Below are 17,398 nucleotides of genomic sequence, written 5' to 3'. Positions count from 1 at the left end.
ATCTTATTTAATTCCTAATGCACACACAGTGTCATTTGGCTTTGTTGGTTTGATAAAAATCTCGATGGAAGTAAACCCCGATTGATCCAGCAATGCCGATAACTGACCACCAATTATTTCACTTGTTTCATCTGTTGCACCTTTCTCGTGGGGCTGGATCGTTAAGGCGATTTTTCCTCCATCATTCATTTGGCTGCGAATGTTTTTTAATGTAGTTACTGGTTCACACCAAAATGTGATATTATTTATCACTAAAACTTTATCCACCGGTGACACAAGCTAAGGTAACTGATTTGTAGTATTTAGTCTGGCTCTCTGATGACGCAGCTGGAATAAACCCGTCACAGTGGTCTCCTCCTAGTATTACTGCCCCAAAGGAAACTCGCATACTCCAACTGCTTGTTGAATGTATATCTGCTAATTTTCAGGATAAAGTGAGCATGATCCAGCGAAGGAAATACACGGAGACTCCTGTGGGAGGAAAGGCATCGGAGAGACCCCGCAGTGCGATAGTACGAGGGGGCTCACCAGCCGCCCTTGGTACGCGAAGTGTATTTTCGGAGCGATGTATTTATATCTACCTAATTGCAAAAAAATAACCACCCTCAAATAGAGAGTGATTATACTTAGATTTTATACTAATTGCTGATGCAGAAATGAACTTACGGATTCGGGTGATTTCGTGTCAGCACTATGCTGATGCGCCAATTTTTCACCATTTTGGAAAATTAACATGCTCGGAATTCCCATAACCTCGTATTTTTGTGCAATTCCCTCAACTTCATCACTATTGATTTGATACCATTCATGATTATTGAATTCTTCCATAACGTCACCAATAAACATATCCATCCGTTTACAGTCCGGACACCAATCAGCGAAAAACTTTATAATAACTGGCTTATCTGATTGAATTATCTCATTGAATTTTTCTTCTGTATCTATATGTTTCATTCATAAGCACCCCTTTGTGATTTTCTAATCTCTATTGTACCTATTTTGTAATAGCATGTCTCTTAATCTGTTTACGACTTGTATTCGACTCTTCCAAGAAGATAAGCTATAGCGAGACCTAATGCAAATGTAGCTACACTTAATAGAATGAGTATATTACTTGCCGGCCACCCTGGAAAGACAACAAAAATCGAACCAATTACCATACCAATGATAATAGCAAATGTTCCTGTATAGTAATTATTTAAAAAGAAGTTAACAACCTTACTCATTACCACAATACCGATTACGATTCCTACACCAGTCACAGCAATAACATCAAGCTGGAAGTTACTTATCCCTGTCATTACTGTCTGATACACACCGATGATCAGTAACATAAATGAACCACTTATGCCTGGAAGGACCATGGCACTGCTTGCAATAAAGCCAGAGAAAAATAATAACACATATGTTGACATTGACTTATCTTCAATTACAGCACTTTCTCCAGCATTCAGAAAAATCATCGAACCAACAACAATAGCGCCGATAATAAGTAAAACCAGATGATTCGGTTTAAACTTATTTTTCGCATCTGCTTTATGGAATAAATATGGGAGTACTCCCAAAATTAGCCCTAAAAAAAGAAATTGCGTTGGTTCTGGGTAATGTTCAAATAACCACTCAAGAAGGTGGCTTAATAAAAAAACTGCTGCCACTATTCCAATACCAAGTGGTATCAGAAAGCCTAATTGTTTTTTCCAATCCTTACTGATGAATCCATTTATAGCGGCGATTAACCGGTCATAAATTCCAAGTAAAACAGCAATCGTCCCCCCACTTACACCTGGGATTACATCACTTGCCCCCATAATTATACCTCGATAAATATTTTTCCATTCCATATGTAACGATCTCCCTTTGTAACAATTCCATTTCTAAAAGCATACCGTTATCATATCAAATTATGTTTGCAATTCACATAAAAATTTTATATACTATCCTCATAGCTACTTTGTAATACAAGGTAGCTCTTTCAAGAACTAGTATCTTGCATTACAAGGTAGGGTTAAAACATGACTTTAAGAAGCCAGTTATTAAAAGGTATTTTAGAAGGCTGCATCCTTTCTATTATTTATCGGCAGCCAACATATGGCTATGAACTCTCGATAAGATTACAGGAATTTGGTTTATCCGATGTTAGCGAGGGTTCCATCTATCCGATTTTGTTACGTCTGCAAAAAGAAAAATTAGTTAGGGGAGAAATGAAAAAATCTGAATCTGGACCTAAGCGTAAATATTATTACTTAACGACAGAAGGACACGAAGCATTAAAACAGTTTGTTCATCATTGGGAAAATATCAAACAGCCAGTAGATAAAATTATTGAGAAAGGAGAAATCTAGTATGAATGCAAAGGCTATTATTGAGTTGAACAATGAAAAACGGGAACAATTAAATGAAGGAAATTTAAAGTATTATGAAGATATGCTCGTGTACATACGCTTAAACACAAATAAATCTGAACAGCAAACAGAAGAGGTTTTACTTGAATTGCTGGAGCACATTCTGGGGGCCCAGGAAGAAGGACGAACTGCTGAAGAAGTTTTTGGCAAGGATCCAAAAGCATATTGTAAAGAAATTATTGGGGAAATTCCTGTTGAAAATCGTAAGCGTCAAATTTTATTTATAAGTTCAATTATACTGCAGTTTCTGGCAATTATTAGCCTTACGCACGGAATAATTGGATTTGGGCTTCATTATTTCTTTGATCTCGGTTCTGCCAATATAACCTTTTCGATAGGATCTGGTATTGCAATTCTCATTATCGATGTACTAATCGCTTTTTTATTCATTATAATAATTTTTAAGTGGTTAAAAACTACTGTATTTAAAAAGGACAAAAAGCAGAAAAAGTGGGTAGAATTCTTACAGGTTTGGGCATTTAGCACCTTTTCAATTGGACTATTTGTCCTTGTTATATATTTGATGCCTGACTTTGGAACTACGGTTAGTATTCCAACGATATACCTTGCTGGTCTAGGCGTTTTTCTTTATCTTGTATCTTTCTTAATTGAACGAAAAAAACATTCCATCCAATTGAAATAAGGAATAGCAGTAAAGTTGTTGCTATTCCTCAATAAACTCAAGCTCTGGGACCCACTGAGACATATGGTCTTTTATTTCCTGGTAGTGTTTTTCAGCATTTGCAAGCTCTTCATTTGTTAGCTGGTACATCGGGGCAACCTGATAATTCGCCCAGTTGCTATACTTTACAAAGGTCGGCATCAATTTAGGTGATTTTACCTCAACTGTTTCTGTTTCACCTTTAATTGTTTTATGAATAGTAAATTTAAAAATACCGCCAATTCGTCGGTAGAATTCATCCTGACCTGATAAAAAATTTCCTAACGAGTATGCGACTAGTGTTTTGTTTCCGTTTGAACCCTCTACCCAATCAATCGGCTGTAGCACATGTGGATGGTGGCCAAGAACAACATCTACGCCACTATCTGCAGCAAATTGGACGAGTTCTTTTTGTCTATCACTCGGTAACCGCTCATATTGATTACCAAAATGCATACTCAACACCACAGCATCTGCTTGTTTCTTTGCCTCCTGGATCCTGCTCGCCATTAGTTCTTTATCAATTAAATTAACTAAATAATCCTTACCTTCTGGCACCGGAAGCCCATTTGTGCCATATGTGTAAGCTAAAAATGCAACAGAGATACCTTCATCCGTTTCATATACCCGGAGTTTATCACTATCTGCTTCACTTTTATAGGCGCCAGTATACATCATATCAATGTTTTCCCAATGTTCGATAGCACTTTGAATTGCTTCTTCCCCGCCATCCAACGTATGATTATTTGCTAACGAAACGACATCCACACCCAAATTCTTCAGTGCATCACCTACTGCATAAGGGCTGTTAAATCTCGGGTAAGTAGATAAACCTAATTGCTTACCACCGATCATCGTCTCCTGGTTGGCGAATGTAATAGTTGTGTCATTTAAGAATGGTTTAACTCGCTCAAGCATTGGCATAAAATCGTAACCATTGGCCGTTTGGGCATCCTTATATACAGAACTATGTATTAACATATCGCCAATTGCAGAAAGAGTAATTTCCTGATGGACTACCTCTGGTTCTTTCGGTTCTTTTGGTTCTGCTGGTTCCTTGGGTTCTGTGGTTTCTTCATTTTCTAGTTCAGCGGTTTTCTCAGGTTCCTTGTCTGAGCAAGCTGTAATTATAACAGCTAATAATAATGCCAACAGAACCCAAACTAATTTACCCCATTTCATAGACTCTTACTCCTTAGCACTTTTACCCTAATATAACATATTTCCTATATTAAACGAATCTCTTCCCATATTTACACGTACCTGTAGCAACTTCCTCATAAGATACAAACATTAAAGTCGTTCAATGATCGTCGCATTCGCCATCCCCATACCTTCACAAATCGCCAGTAAACCATACTTTCCTTCCGTACGTTCCAGTTCATTAACCAGTGAAACAAGCAGCTTTGTCCCTGTAGCTCCCAGCGGATGACCAAGTGCAATTGCGCCGCCATTCACATTCAGTTTATCTGGATCTCCCTTAATATCATTCAGCCAAGCTAACGGTACAGGAGCAAATGCTTCATTAACTTCATAACGATCAATTTGTTCAATTGTAAGGTTAGCCTTTTTCAGTGCCCTTCTAGTTGCTTCAATTGGTCCTGTCAGCATAAGAGTAGGATCTGAACCAACAACAGTTCGAGCTACTATTCTTGCCTTTGGTTTTAAACCAAGTTCCTCTGCCTTTTCGCTGGACATTAATAGTACGGCACTTGCCCCATCACTCATTTGACTTGCATTCCCAGCTGTTATTTTACCGTCCTCTTTAAAGACTGTCTCAAGCTCAGCTAATGCCTCTAAAGTTGTATTAGCTCTTGGTCCCTCATCGGTTTTTACTAGTTCCGGCTGTCCACTCTCATTTTCTGTTTCAACCGGTACAATTTCCTGATCAAAATTACCCTTTTCAATCACTGCTAATGCACGCTTGTGACTTTGCAAAGAGTATTGATCTAATTGTTCTCTCGTAAACTTCCACTTATCAGCAATTTTTTCTGCCGAAATTCCTTGATTAACAATTTCATATTGTGCTGTTAATTTTTCACTTGGCTTTGTACCCTGCATATTGGAAAACATTGGTGCGCGCGTCATGCTTTCAACGCCACCCGCAATCATAATATCCATGTCTCCAGATGCAATAGCCTGCGCACCAAAGTGTACGGCTTGCTGACTTGAACCACACTGCCGATCTATTGTTACGCCAGGTACATGCGATGGAAAACCAGCAATTAAAGCTGCAGTCCTTGCAATATTTCCACCTTGCTCATTGACTTGTGTTACGCAACCTAAGATAACATCCTCAACGTCAGCCTTATTAATATTCGAGCGTTGAACCAATTCTTCCAATACAACTGCGGCCAATTCATCTGATCGATAATTGGCATACATACCTTTTCTTCTGCCTATTGCTGTACGGCAACCTTCCACAATAACAACATCTCGCATAACGATACCCCTCTTACTTAAATAGTTACTTCCATTATATCTGATTTTTTTGAAAATAAAAGGTAGTTTCTACTAATACAATCGAACATCACACCGAAAAGGTGGCAGAACAAAATTTATTTTTAAAAGTTGCCACTTTTTATCATTGGGAAACGATTATTTAAGTGAAGAATATAATTCTATGTTTAAATCTATATAAGACGGGAACATAAATAATAGACTGATAATCTATTTTTAGAAAGGAAGTCTATTATGAGAAAATCTCAATATCAGCCAACTAAAAACAAGCAGTTGCCCGATGCTCAGGAAGTCCATTATTCGAAAGAATTTAAAAAAGCAGACATCGCTGCTGGATATCGGCGTTCCCGGGTTAAAGAGGCAAAAGGAGAAAATCCTGAATTAATTAAATAACCACACTATCCCAGGTACTCTGTACGCAATATCTCGTATGGAGTACCTTTTTTATTTATAAAACTTTTTGCCCTAAAATTTGTATCTTTAATGAAACATTTTAAAGGTTAATTCCGTACTTACGTATAGCATTAGGAAATAGGAGGATTTATACATGTCAGAAGCAGCCATGGAATTAATTAATGTTAAGAAATCGCTAGGCAATAAAGAAATTATTAAAGGACTTTCCTTTTCCATAAATAAAGGAGAAGTGTTTGGATTCATCGGTCCTAATGGTGCCGGTAAAACAACCACAATTCGAATGATGGTTGGTCTAATGCAAATTACGGAAGGTGATGTCCGTATACTGGGTAATAGCATCAAGACGGATTATAAGGAAGCCGTACGTGAAGTTGGTGCGATTGTCGAAAATCCTGAAATGTACCCATTCATGAGCGGATGGCAGAATCTGATGCATTTTTCCCGCATGATTCCAGGGGTTACAAAGGAACGCATTCATGAAGTTATTAAACTGGTTGGCTTAGAAAAACCAATTAATGAAAAGGTAAAAAAATACTCACTGGGGATGCGGCAGCGATTGGGCATAGCTCAAGCCCTCTTACATAAACCGTCAGTCCTCATTCTGGACGAGCCTACCAATGGATTGGATCCTGCAGGTATTCGCGAAATTCGTAAATATATAAGAGCATTAGCTAGTGAAGAAGATGTTGCTGTGATTATTTCAAGTCACTTATTATCGGAAATCGAGCTAATGTGTGATCGCATAGGACTTATCAAAAATGGTGAACTTGTAGCGACACAGGATGTTAACGCAGCAACTGACCAGGATAGTGCCACACAAGTCCAAATGGAAGTAACACCTGTGGAGGATGCAATTCAACTCTTAAAATCCAAACATGATATCGGTGCAACGGCAGAAAACGGCACTATAACTTTACAGAGTGAGCGTGATACGATACCAGCAATTATTGAAACACTGGTAAATAATGACGTACTCATATACCAGGTAGCTTTAACGAAAACAACATTAGAGGATAAATTCTTTGATTTGATTGGAGAGAATACAATTGAGTAATTTTTTTCAGCTTTTAATTAATGAACAGCTTAAGTTATACATACGCAAGTCAACGTGGGTAATGTACATACTCGTATCTGTCATTATACTTGGATTAGCTTTTCTTGTTAATTTCACACAAAGTATCGACGCTCCGGGGTCAAATGAGAAGTATCAGGATAATAACTGGAAGCAAACACTACAGCAGGAAAATGAAGACTTGAAGAAAGAAATGGAAAAAGAAGAGATGATGCAAGGATTCAATACACGTCAAATTGAAAAGAATAATTACTATCTTGAAAACGACATCCAGCCCAGTAGCTATGATGCATGGCAATTTGTGATGGAAAATGAATTTTTACTATACCTAGTAAGTCTTTTTACCATAATAGTTGCAGCAGGAATAATCGCTAATGAATTCAAATGGGGAACCATTAAACTGTTGCTAATAAGACCGATTACACGAACAAAGATTTTATTATCAAAATATGTTTCCGTACTGTTATTTGCCTTATTTACACTTTTGTATGTTTTAGTATTCTCTTGGGTGGTTGGCATTCTATTTTTTGGAATAAACGGAATGGATCCGCATATTGTGATTAACCAAAGTGAAGGCTATGCTTACGTATCTGTTATTCAGCAAATTCTTGAAGGGTATGGATTCCAGCTCGTAATGCTTGTAATGATGGCAACATTCGCATTCATGATTTCGGCGATTTTCCGTCAAAGTTCACTCGCAATCGGAATAGCTATATTTCTCATGCTTGCTGGTAATGCGATTGTCGGCTTTTTTGCAGACTATAGTTGGGCTAAATTTATCCTGTTCGCGAATACGGACTTGAGTCAATATGCTAATGGTGCAACGGCACTTGAAGGGATGAGTCTAGGATTCTCCATAACCGTATTGGTAGTATATTATGTGATCTTCCTCGTATTATCATGGGTATTTTTTACAAAAAGGGATGTAGCTGGACAGTAGAATTCTTCAAAAGTTGCCTGAATTTATGTTATAAATAGTATGAAAGGCATATTATTAACTAGCGATTAAAAATTTTCATATAGTAAATTATCAGGTATCTTACTAATTGGGGTGTTATTAGTGAAGCGTTATTTATCAACCTTTTTTCTCATCCTGAGTGCTATCATACTATTTGTAGGTTTGCGAATAAACTTGCAGTGGAGTGGAATCGCTGCCTGGGGATTATCGTTCATCAGTTTGATATTTGCAGCATACTACACAAAGTATATTCCTAATGATGAAAAAGACGAAAAACGATCATAAGAAGCCGGAATGCAAATGCATAATTGCATTCCGGCTTCTTATTTTTACTGCGCTATCCAAAATTTTGTCGCCTTTCCCAAGCAATGGGTCTTAGTTGATATACACTGTGACATAAACTAAAGCCGTTGTATTCAGTGAGGCTCTCTGACCCGCATGAAGCGGCTTTTGCTTTCGAGGAATCTGAAGCGTTGCCCTAGGTGCGCGTAGTGTATTATCACAGCGGTGTCATAGTACTAAAAACAACCTTATTTTAATCAATTAATTCATGTTTTTCTTTTAATGATTGAGGAGCAGACTTAACCATTCGCTCTAGAAGGAATATTGCAATTGTTACATCATCAACAATCCCAAATATAAATAAAAAATCCGGAATAATATCAAATGGAATAGCAATATAACCAAAGATTAATAGAGCATAGATCAATTTAGTAACGGATTTAATTTCCTTCGATATAAAGAAATCCTTTAAAAATGGAATAGATTTATGAAACTTAAATAAGAAACGAATTCGCTTCAAGAATATTTTCATTTAATGCACCTGCTTTCTCCGCATAGTTACAGGACAATTAGACAAGCTATAAAAGTAGCTTATCATAAAAAGGAGGAATCTGTGTGTTTCATCATATTAAAGAATTGCAATATAACGCAAGACCTTCAAAGCCAGATCCCGTATATGCCAAGAAGCTGCAAGAAGTATTAGGTGGTCAATACGGGGAAATTACAGTAATGATGCAATACCTATTCCAAGGCTGGAATTGCCGAGGGGACCAAAAATATCGTGACATGCTGCTGGATATTGGTACCGAAGAAATTGCTCACGTGGAAATGTTAACAACAATGATTGCGCAATTACTTGACGGTGCTCCAGCGAAGGATCAAGATGAAGCAGCAAAAGATCCAGTTGTAGAAGCAGCACTAGGAGGAATGAATCCTCAGCATATTATTGTTTCTGGATTAGGCGCTACGCCAACTGACAGTGCCGGTTATCCTTGGAATTCCCGCTATACAATTTCAAGCGGTAATTTATTGGCTGATTTTCGAGCCAATTTAAATGCTGAATCACAAGGAAGATTACAGGTTGTACGTCTATATGAGTCAACAACAGACCCAGGTGTCAGAGACATGCTTTCATTCCTGATTGCACGAGACACCATGCACCAAAATCAGTGGATGGCGGCCATTGAAGAACTGGAACAAAATCAAAAGGCAATTGTTCCTAGCACATTTCCACAGGAAAACGAAAAACAACAAGTTTCCTATTCATTCATGAATTTTTCCAAGGGAGAAGAGAGTGCACAGGGGAGATGGGCAAACGGACCTTCCTATGATGGACAGGGCACCTTTGAATATGTAGCGAACCCTGAGGCTATGGGTCAAGTGCCATTTCTTAAACCATCACCAGCATACATTCACGGTACACCTCCAACAGGGAACCTTCCACCAAATACCAATAGTTCAACATTTGAAAAAAGCTAACTCCTGAGGAAAGGAGTTAGCTTTATTATTTTATACGTCTGGCAAAATCAACAAATCGGAATTTATCCGGACGGTGTCGTGATTCGGTATATTGAAATAAACTGGTATCCTCCAGATATACCATACTTTTAATTACCACAACATTAGAATAACCTTTAAGATCCAGTAGAGCTCGGTCTTCTAAAGAAGGCTCTTCTACAACAATTTCCTTTCTGGCAAAGCTTATTTTCAATTCAAGCTGATTCTCCAAGTAATCATAAATTGAATCCTCACATATTTCCCTTGTTAATTCAGAAACATAATCCTTATTAAAATAATCTTTATCTAAAATTACCTTTTCACCTGAAATCTCTCTTGCTCTAACTACCTTCCATACAGAATCACGAAGATTTATATTAAGCTTTGATTGTAATTCCTGGTCAGCTTCGATGATTGAAAGTTCATTAACATTCGTATTGGCTGGCAATTGCAAATTTGTTACCAGTTCTTTAAAACTAACAATCCCTGAGACTGGAAAGTCAAACTTATTTGTATCAATTACCACAGATCCTTTACCACGAATCTTTTGAATATACCCATCTTGAGCCAATTGGTTCAGTGCCTTTCGGATTGTTTCCCGAGAGGTGGAGTATATCTCTGTAAGTTCGTTTTCAGATGGTAGCTTTGTTGATTCTGGCCATTGATTTGACTGGATTTTTTTCACGAGTTCATGATATATCGTTAAATACTTTTGCATTGATCTACCCCATTATTTCAAATAATACACAACTGACTCATATGGTCTTAATATAAATTGATCAAACGTTTGATCAGTGTCCGGATAATTCGAGAGTAACATATTTATATCCGTATATTCTTCTAAGTCTATATGTGCAATTACTTCTTTTTCATAAAAATTGCTAACAACCAGCAATGTTTCATTGTTCCAATTGCGTTTATACGCAAATACACGATCATCATCTTTAAGTAATAACTGGTAGTCACCATATGTTATGATATCATATTTTTTACGTAAATCTACCAACTGCTGATAGTGTGAAAAGATTGAACTGGGATTACTTAAAGCCTTTTCCGCATTTACTTCTTTATAGTTGTCTGCAACTGGAATCCACGGGGTAGTGGAAGAGAAACCAGCATGATCGCCTGCAGACCATTGCATTGGTGTTCTGGCGTTATCACGTGACTTTTGCTGAAGAATAGCCAACACTTCATCCTCAGTTTTCCCCGAACGAAGTAATGATTCATAAGCGTTTAGTGATTCCACATCACGATAGTCACCAATTTGTGTAAAGTTAGGATTAGTCATCCCGATTTCTTCACCCTGATAAATATAGGGAGTTCCTTTCATCATATGCAAAGTTGTTGCAAGCATTTTGGCTGATTCGTTGTGGTATTTTCCGTCATTACCGAAGCGCGAAACAACGCGTGGCTGGTCATGGTTGCACCAGAACAATGCATTCCAGCCACCACCTTCATGCATACCGACTTGCCATTTTGATAAAATTTCCTTTAATTCTTGGAAATCAAATGGTGCTTTTGTCCATTTTTCACCACCAGGATAATCGACCTTTAAATGATGAAATTGGAATGTCATATCAAGTTCATGCCGTTCAGGGCGTGTATAGAGCACACAGTTGTCCAGTGTTGTAGAGGACATTTCGCCCACAGTCATCATGCTATGTGGTGAAAAAACAGCCTGATTCATCTCGTGTAAGTATTCATGAATCCGAGGTCCATCTGTATAGAATCTTCTCCCATCTCCTGAATTATCGTTTGGAAAATGCTGATCCTTCGAAATTAGATTAATAACATCCAGGCGAAATCCATCAATTCCTTTTCTAGCCCAGAATCGCATCATTTCATATAACTCTTCTCTGAGTTGGTCATTTTCCCAGTTTAGGTCTGCTTGTGTTTTATCAAATAAATGCAAGTAATATTGGTTTGTATTTTCATCGAATTCCCATGCTGAACCACCGAATTTTGATTGCCAATTATTTGGTACATCACCATCTTCGGCATCCTTCCAAATGTAAAAATCACGAAACTCATTTTCTTTGGATTCCGATGCCTTTTCAAACCATTCGTGTTCAGTTGAGGTATGATTGATAACGAGATCCATAATAAGCTTCATATCCCGCTTATGTGTTTCAGTCAGTAATTCTTCAAAGTCTTCCATCGTACCATACGTTGGTTCAATGGAATAATAATCACTAATATCATATCCATTATCTTTTTGCGGTGATTGATAAACAGGTGTCAACCAAATAACGTCGACACCTATTTTTTTAATATAATCAAGCTTCTTGATAATCCCTTGAATATCACCTACACCATTGCCTGTTGTATCATGGAAACTCTTAGGATATATCTGATAAACAACAGCTTTTTGCCACCATGCTTCATTCATTGCTAACACCTCGTAATTCTAGTTGTATTAATGTGTATTAAGCTTTCTCTTTGCAATGAGATACGTAATAAGAAATGGCACAACGATAACAATCGCCATTCCGATAAAGAATGAAAGCATTCCATTCGCAATAGATAGGAATCCTGGAACTCCGCCTATACCGACAGACTCTGCAGTTACATGCTGCATTGTGATAAAGGCACCGGCTATTGAAGACCCGAATACCGCAGCAATAAACGGATATTTAAAACGCAAATTCACACCAAACATCGCCGGTTCAGTAATTCCTAGCCACGCAGAAAGACCAGATGTCCCAGCAAGACCTTTCAATTTTTCTTCTCTTGCAACAAGCATCATTGCAAATGCTGCTGCTCCCTGAGCTATATTAGAAAGCGCTAGAATTGGCCATAAAAATGTTGACCCCGTACTTCCTATTAACTGTAAATCAACTGCAAGGAAAGTATGGTGCATACCTGTAATAACCATTGGTGCATAAATTGCTCCATAAACAAGTCCACCAATCAATGCAAACTGATCAAATAATGCTACAAGTCCATCAGTGATTCCGTTTCCGATAGCAAACGTAATTGGCCCTATAATAATAAATGTCAGGAATCCAGTAACCAGTAGTGCAACAGGTGCTACCACAAGTAATTGTAATGAGTCAATAACACGTTTTTTCATAAAGATTTCAATTTTCGCAAGAACCCAAGATGCAAACAGCACAGGAAGGACCTGGCCTTGGTAACCGATTTTATCCACTTCAAACCCAAACAGGTTCCACTTTGGAATTTCGCCTGCTTCCAATGCATCACCGTAGGACCATGCATTGAGGAGTGCTGGGTGAACCATTATCAGTCCGAGAACAACACCAAGCAATTCATTACCTCCAAACCGCTTCACAGCGGACCAGCCAATTAATGCCGGTAAAAAGGTAAATGCCGTATTAGCTATAATATTAATCATATCCGCCAATCCGGCCCATTGCGGATACATTTCCACAATCGGCTGATCACCGAAGACCGGATTTACCAGTATGTTGTTGATACCCATAAGTAAACCGGCAGTTACGATTGCAGGTAGAATAGGAATGAAAACATCAGCCAATACCTTGATAGCCCGCTGTAATGGGTTTTGTTTTTGCGCGGTAGCTGCTTTAACATCTTCCTTTGAGGCTTCACCAATATTTGTTTGATTAACCATTGCAGCATATACCTTGTCAACAGTGCCTTGACCGATTACTACTTGAAACTGACCGTTAGCAGAAAAAGATCCTTTTACGATATCCATGTTTTCAAGAGCATCTTTATTAACTTGATCTTCATCCGATAATGCAAAACGTAGACGTGTCACACAATGGGTAGCAACATTGATATTTTCCTCGCCACCTAGTGCTTCAACAATTTCACTCGCTTCTTGGCTATATTTAACCGTTCCTTTTGCTGTAGCTTTCTCTTCCGTTTCATTCTTTGTCTTCACATTAAATAGTGTTGATTGTCCACCGACAACTGTTGAATCAGTTGTTTTTTCGATAGATTCCAGTTCATTTCCATTTGTAATAATTATCGGCGTAATTACATCGGTTGCTTTTTCTCGGATAAACTCTACGTCAAAGGTAATTAGAGGATCGCCGATTTTGACTTGACCCCCTTGTTTCACATGTGCTTCAAATCCCTCACCGTCTAAAGACACCGTATCAAGACCGATATGAATTAATACCTCTACACCAGAGTTTCCTCGAATCCCTACAGCATGCTTTGTAGGAAAAATCTGAACAACTTCCCCATCCAATGGTGCTACAACTTTACCATCACTAGGGTCAATTGCCAGTCCATCACCCATCATCTTCTCAGAAAAAGTTGGATCGGGAACATCTTCTAGCTTTCTTATCTGACCACTAAGTGGTGCATAAATCACTTCTTGTTTATTTACCACAGGAATACCTCCCTAATTTTAGAAAATCCCACTGAACATGTATATACAAGTTAACTTATTCTAGTTTAACTTGTATATACATGTTTTGCAAGGGCTTTCATTAATAAAGAAGATATTTTCTTCTGAAATTTGATGGACTTACCGAATATCTATATAAAAACTACCTTGCATAGTATGTGCAAGGTAGTTTATTCTAGTCTAAATCGTTATATGGTAAAAATAGCAACCTGTCATCATTTGCTGCCGGATCTCCACGACCATCCGTATTATTTGTCAGGAAATAGATTCCTTCGTTAGTGGCGAAAGCATCACGAACTCGCCCTACATTCGAAACGATTAGTTCCTGGGTCTTGTTTGCTGGATCAAACCGGCGTAGCCCCTCACCTCTTAATGAAGCAAAGTAGAAGAAACCATTATGATACGTCATTCCAGAAGGTGCCCAGGTATTTTCACCAGAATGAATAATCGGACTCTCCATATTAGCAGCTGTTTCATCACCCTGAATCTCCGGCCAGCCATAATTACGCCCTTTAATAATTCGGTTAATTTCATCATGTGCACTTGAGCCATGTTCCGTTGCAAACATTTCATTTGCTTCATTCCACGCCATTCCCTGAGGATTACGATGTCCATACGTAAATACATAGGAATCTTCAAATGGATTATCAGCAGGAATAGACCCGTCAAGGTTCATCCGTAAAATTTTTCCGGCTAAACTGTCTACGTCTTGTGCTAACTTGGGTTGTGTTGCATCACCGGTTGTAATATACAGTTTATTATCCGGGCCAATTTCAATTCGGCCACCTTGATGGAACTGTCCTCCTGGAATTTCATCTATTAATACAGCAGTTTCTGTCCATTGCTCTTTTGACTCTTCTATTGTGACTACTCTTTGATAATACTGATTATTTTCCTGATAGGAATAATAGGCAAAAGCTTGATTTGTTTCATTAAAATTACCAGGAATTGCGATACCTAATAACCCTGCCTCAGGTTGACTGGATAGATCCTTTGAGAATTGCACCTGCTTACGTGCCTGTTCACCGTTACTGACCGTAACAATCGAGCCGGTTCGTTCACTTACATAAAATATGTCATTCAGTTTGGCAATTTCCCATGGTTCTTGGAGATTTTCAGCAATAACTTGCAAACTGCTGTCTGGATTTGGTATATCAACACTTGCCTTATGTGATTCTTGCTGTCTTTCTTCTTCTTGAGAACATGCACTGAGCAAAAACACAATAGTAAAAATCAAAGCTAAATAACGGATTAGGAGTCACCTCACAAATGATTATTTGGTACAGTTTACCTTTTAAGTTGGCCTATTTCAATATTAACGTATTGATACAGATTCCCATCTGTTTCTTCGCGCTCCTCTGCACTATATAAATATTACTATAATCCCTTCATTAAATAAAAAACGGCAGAAGCACTATGAGGTGTTTCTGCCGTAAAAATCCATTATTAAATTTTTGCTTTTTTTGATGCTTTTTGACGTTCGCTGTTGTTCAATATTTTTTTACGAAGACGGATTGATTCTGGTGTTACCTCACAATACTCATCATCATTCAAATATTCAATTGCTTCTTCTAACGACATCTCTCTGGTCTTTCTGATCGTAGATGTCTGATCTTTGGTTGCTGAACGAACGTTCGTCAAATGCTTTTCTTTTGTAATATTAACAGTTAAATCATTTTCACGGTTATGCTCGCCAACAATCATTCCGGCATAGATTTCTGTACCAGGTTCTACAAAAATAACCCCGCGATCCTCAAGCTGCATGATGCCATAGGTCGATGCTTTACCTTGTTCCATTCCAACAAGTACACCTTCACGACGGCCGCCAACCTGCCCTTTAGCAAAAGGTTCATAAGCGTCAAATGTGTGATTTATGATACCATACCCGCGTGTTTGTGACATAAATTCGGTTGAATAACCGATTAAGCCACGTGATGGCACTTTAAATTCCAATCTTACTTGGCCATTACCTTGGTTAACCATATCAAGCATTTCACCTTTACGTGCACCAAGCGATTCCATGACAGATCCTGTATAGTCTTCAGGTACGTCTACTTGGACGCGTTCAAATGGCTCACACTTAACTCCATCAATCTCTTTAATGATTACTTGTGGCTTAGAAAGCTGTAATTCAAAGCCTTCACGACGCATGTTTTCAATTAGAATTGAAAGGTGCAGTTCACCACGGCCTGAAACGGTCCATGCATCCGGTGAATCGGTTGGTTCAACACGTAAGCTGACATCCGTTTCCAACTGCTTCATCAGGCGTTCTTCAATTCTTCGAGACGTAATATATTTACCTTCACGACCAGCAAATGGGCTATTATTAACTACAAATGTCATTTGCAGTGTTGGCTCATCAATACGCAACCATGGTAATGCCTCTGGATGATCATGTGCACAAATTGTTTCACCAACATTTATATCATCTAAACCAGCTATTGCGACGATATCGCCACCTTTGGCCTCTTGAATTTCAACTCGCTTTAAGCCTGTGAAGCCAAAAAGTTTACTGATACGAAAGTTCTTTTGCGTGCCGTCTTTTTTCATTACAACAACTTGCTGTCCGACACTTATTTTACCTCGAACCACACGCCCTACACCGATTCTTCCGACATAGTCATTATAATCGAGTAGTGTAATCTGAAACTGTAACGGCTCTTCTTGGGTATCAGCTGGTGCAGGAATATGCCCCATAATCATTTTGAAAACTGGATCCATTGTTTCCTGTTGGTCATCAGGCTCTTCCCCTGACGTTCCATTTATTGCTGAAGCATAAACAACTGGGAATTCCAACTGGTTATCATCTGCTCCTAATTCAATAAATAAATCCAATACCTCATCAACAACCTCTTGTGGCCTTGCATTTGGTCGGTCTATTTTATTTAAAACGACAATAGGCGTCAATTTTTGTTCTAATGCTTTTTTTAATACAAACCGCGTTTGCGGCATTGTACCTTCATAGGCATCAACAACTAATATAACACCATCTACCATTTTCATAATACGTTCTACTTCCCCACCAAAATCTGCGTGGCCAGGCGTATCTAAAATGTTAATAGCTGTGTCATTATATTTAATCGCTGTGTTCTTTGCCAATATGGTGATTCCACGTTCTCGTTCAATATCGTTAGAGTCCATGGCACGTTCATTCACTTGTTCATTCTCACGGAATGTTCCTGAGTATCTCAGCATCTGATCAACAAGTGTTGTTTTGCCATGGTCAACATGGGCGATAATTGCGATATTACGAATATCTTCTCTTAATTGCATAAAAAGTACGCTCCTCTATTATTACGGGGTGAATCAA

The 17,398-nt window shown here is 38.3% G+C and carries 18 protein-coding genes; 7 read left to right on the top strand and 11 right to left on the bottom strand.

Annotation, left to right across the window (positions count from 1 at the left end; translation table 11 throughout):
• Positions 1-3: 3 nt before the first annotated feature.
• The 3 genes from ACE1TG_RS08950 to ACE1TG_RS08940 form a co-directional block, all read right to left on the bottom strand.
• Complete coding sequence (locus ACE1TG_RS08950; protein ID WP_375052034.1) at positions 4-252, bottom strand: hypothetical protein; 249 nt, start codon at positions 250-252, stop codon at positions 4-6.
• A gap of 381 nt (positions 253-633) precedes the next feature.
• The gene (locus ACE1TG_RS08945) at positions 634-954 is read right to left on the bottom strand and encodes a thioredoxin family protein (protein WP_209482136.1); all 321 of its coding nucleotides are present in this window, start codon (positions 952-954) and stop codon (positions 634-636) included.
• A gap of 71 nt (positions 955-1,025) precedes the next feature.
• Positions 1,026-1,841: a DUF368 domain-containing protein gene (locus tag ACE1TG_RS08940; RefSeq protein ID WP_375052033.1), complete on the bottom strand. Its 816-nt coding sequence runs from the start codon at positions 1,839-1,841 to the stop codon at positions 1,026-1,028.
• Between the two features lie 171 nt (positions 1,842-2,012).
• Here ACE1TG_RS08940 and ACE1TG_RS08935 point away from each other — a divergent pair, with 171 nt between their 5' ends.
• Complete coding sequence (locus ACE1TG_RS08935) at positions 2,013-2,342, top strand: PadR family transcriptional regulator (protein ID WP_375052032.1); 330 nt, start codon at positions 2,013-2,015, stop codon at positions 2,340-2,342.
• A gap of 1 nt (position 2,343) precedes the next feature.
• Positions 2,344-3,045 carry a DUF1129 family protein gene (locus tag ACE1TG_RS08930; RefSeq protein WP_375052031.1) on the top strand — a complete coding sequence of 234 codons (702 nt, stop codon included), beginning with the start codon at positions 2,344-2,346 and terminating at the stop codon, positions 3,043-3,045.
• 21 nt (positions 3,046-3,066) lie between these two features.
• Here the strand turns inward: ACE1TG_RS08930 and ACE1TG_RS08925 are convergent, their stop codons facing one another.
• Positions 3,067-4,245 (bottom strand): CapA family protein, encoded by a 1,179-nt coding sequence (locus ACE1TG_RS08925; protein WP_375052030.1) that lies wholly within the window; start codon positions 4,243-4,245, stop codon positions 3,067-3,069.
• A gap of 111 nt (positions 4,246-4,356) precedes the next feature.
• A complete protein-coding gene (locus ACE1TG_RS08920) occupies positions 4,357-5,505 on the bottom strand; it encodes a thiolase family protein (protein ID WP_375052029.1) in 1,149 nt (382 codons plus the stop codon).
• Positions 5,506-5,757: 252 nt separating this feature from the next.
• Between ACE1TG_RS08920 and ACE1TG_RS08915 the strand changes: the two genes are divergently transcribed.
• From ACE1TG_RS08915 to ACE1TG_RS08900, 4 genes are all read left to right on the top strand, one after another.
• A complete protein-coding gene (locus ACE1TG_RS08915; protein ID WP_375052027.1) occupies positions 5,758-5,916 on the top strand; it encodes a YfhE family protein in 159 nt (52 codons plus the stop codon).
• Between the two features lie 154 nt (positions 5,917-6,070).
• Complete coding sequence (locus tag ACE1TG_RS08910) at positions 6,071-6,991, top strand: ABC transporter ATP-binding protein (RefSeq protein ID WP_375052026.1); 921 nt, start codon at positions 6,071-6,073, stop codon at positions 6,989-6,991.
• A complete protein-coding gene (locus ACE1TG_RS08905; RefSeq protein WP_375052025.1) occupies positions 6,984-7,949 on the top strand; it encodes an ABC transporter permease in 966 nt (321 codons plus the stop codon). Before ACE1TG_RS08910 ends, ACE1TG_RS08905 begins: the two co-directional genes overlap by 8 nt.
• 120 nt (positions 7,950-8,069) lie before the next feature.
• Positions 8,070-8,252, top strand: a complete 183-nt coding sequence (locus tag ACE1TG_RS08900) for a hypothetical protein (RefSeq protein ID WP_375052024.1) — start codon at positions 8,070-8,072, stop codon at positions 8,250-8,252.
• 250 nt (positions 8,253-8,502) lie between these two features.
• Here ACE1TG_RS08900 and ACE1TG_RS08895 read toward each other — a convergent pair whose 3' ends face one another.
• Complete coding sequence (locus ACE1TG_RS08895; RefSeq protein WP_375052023.1) at positions 8,503-8,781, bottom strand: YkvA family protein; 279 nt, start codon at positions 8,779-8,781, stop codon at positions 8,503-8,505.
• 83 nt (positions 8,782-8,864) lie between these two features.
• Between ACE1TG_RS08895 and ACE1TG_RS08890 the strand changes: the two genes are divergently transcribed.
• A complete protein-coding gene (locus ACE1TG_RS08890) occupies positions 8,865-9,728 on the top strand; it encodes a manganese catalase (protein ID WP_375052022.1) in 864 nt (287 codons plus the stop codon).
• 25 nt (positions 9,729-9,753) lie between these two features.
• Here the strand turns inward: ACE1TG_RS08890 and treR are convergent, their stop codons facing one another.
• The 5 genes from treR to typA form a co-directional block, all read right to left on the bottom strand.
• Positions 9,754-10,464, bottom strand: a complete 711-nt coding sequence (gene treR / locus ACE1TG_RS08885; RefSeq protein WP_375052021.1) for a trehalose operon repressor — start codon at positions 10,462-10,464, stop codon at positions 9,754-9,756.
• A 12-nt stretch (positions 10,465-10,476) separates the two neighbouring features.
• A complete protein-coding gene (treC, locus tag ACE1TG_RS08880; RefSeq protein ID WP_375052020.1) occupies positions 10,477-12,135 on the bottom strand; it encodes an alpha,alpha-phosphotrehalase in 1,659 nt (552 codons plus the stop codon).
• Positions 12,136-12,162: 27 nt separating this feature from the next.
• Positions 12,163-14,070 (bottom strand): PTS system trehalose-specific EIIBC component, encoded by a 1,908-nt coding sequence (gene treP / locus ACE1TG_RS08875; RefSeq protein WP_375052019.1) that lies wholly within the window; start codon positions 14,068-14,070, stop codon positions 12,163-12,165.
• Between the two features lie 193 nt (positions 14,071-14,263).
• Entirely contained in the window at positions 14,264-15,325 is a 1,062-nt protein-coding gene (locus ACE1TG_RS08870) for a PQQ-dependent sugar dehydrogenase (RefSeq protein WP_375052018.1), read from the bottom strand.
• Between the two features lie 209 nt (positions 15,326-15,534).
• Entirely contained in the window at positions 15,535-17,361 is a 1,827-nt protein-coding gene (gene typA / locus ACE1TG_RS08865; protein WP_375052017.1) for a translational GTPase TypA, read from the bottom strand.
• Between the last annotated feature and the right edge of the window lie 37 nt (positions 17,362-17,398).

The organism is Virgibacillus sp. JSM 102003 (genome assembly GCF_041949995.1).
Taxonomy (GTDB): domain Bacteria; phylum Bacillota; class Bacilli; order Bacillales; family Amphibacillaceae; genus Lentibacillus.
The sequence above is the reverse complement of the archived record's forward strand: the minus strand, read 5'-3'. Positions and strand labels throughout refer to the sequence as shown.

What these genes read in the sequence shown, in the direction of transcription:
- ACE1TG_RS08920 (WP_375052029.1), bottom strand. Translation starts at nt 5,505, where the DNA reads ATGCGAGATGTTGTTATTGTGGAAGGTTGCCGTACAGCAATAGGCAGA.
- ACE1TG_RS08930 (WP_375052031.1), top strand. Translation starts at nt 2,344, where the DNA reads ATGAATGCAAAGGCTATTATTGAGTTGAACAATGAAAAACGGGAACAA.
- ACE1TG_RS08940 (WP_375052033.1), bottom strand. Translation starts at nt 1,841, where the DNA reads ATGGAATGGAAAAATATTTATCGAGGTATAATTATGGGGGCAAGTGAT.
- ACE1TG_RS08935 (WP_375052032.1), top strand. Translation starts at nt 2,013, where the DNA reads ATGACTTTAAGAAGCCAGTTATTAAAAGGTATTTTAGAAGGCTGCATC.
- ACE1TG_RS08915 (WP_375052027.1), top strand. Translation starts at nt 5,758, where the DNA reads ATGAGAAAATCTCAATATCAGCCAACTAAAAACAAGCAGTTGCCCGAT.
- ACE1TG_RS08910 (WP_375052026.1), top strand. Translation starts at nt 6,071, where the DNA reads ATGTCAGAAGCAGCCATGGAATTAATTAATGTTAAGAAATCGCTAGGC.
- ACE1TG_RS08945 (WP_209482136.1), bottom strand. Translation starts at nt 954, where the DNA reads ATGAAACATATAGATACAGAAGAAAAATTCAATGAGATAATTCAATCA.
- ACE1TG_RS08895 (WP_375052023.1), bottom strand. Translation starts at nt 8,781, where the DNA reads ATGAAAATATTCTTGAAGCGAATTCGTTTCTTATTTAAGTTTCATAAA.
- typA (WP_375052017.1), bottom strand. Translation starts at nt 17,361, where the DNA reads ATGCAATTAAGAGAAGATATTCGTAATATCGCAATTATCGCCCATGTT.
- treR (WP_375052021.1), bottom strand. Translation starts at nt 10,464, where the DNA reads ATGCAAAAGTATTTAACGATATATCATGAACTCGTGAAAAAAATCCAG.
- ACE1TG_RS08925 (WP_375052030.1), bottom strand. Translation starts at nt 4,245, where the DNA reads ATGAAATGGGGTAAATTAGTTTGGGTTCTGTTGGCATTATTATTAGCT.
- treC (WP_375052020.1), bottom strand. Translation starts at nt 12,135, where the DNA reads ATGAATGAAGCATGGTGGCAAAAAGCTGTTGTTTATCAGATATATCCT.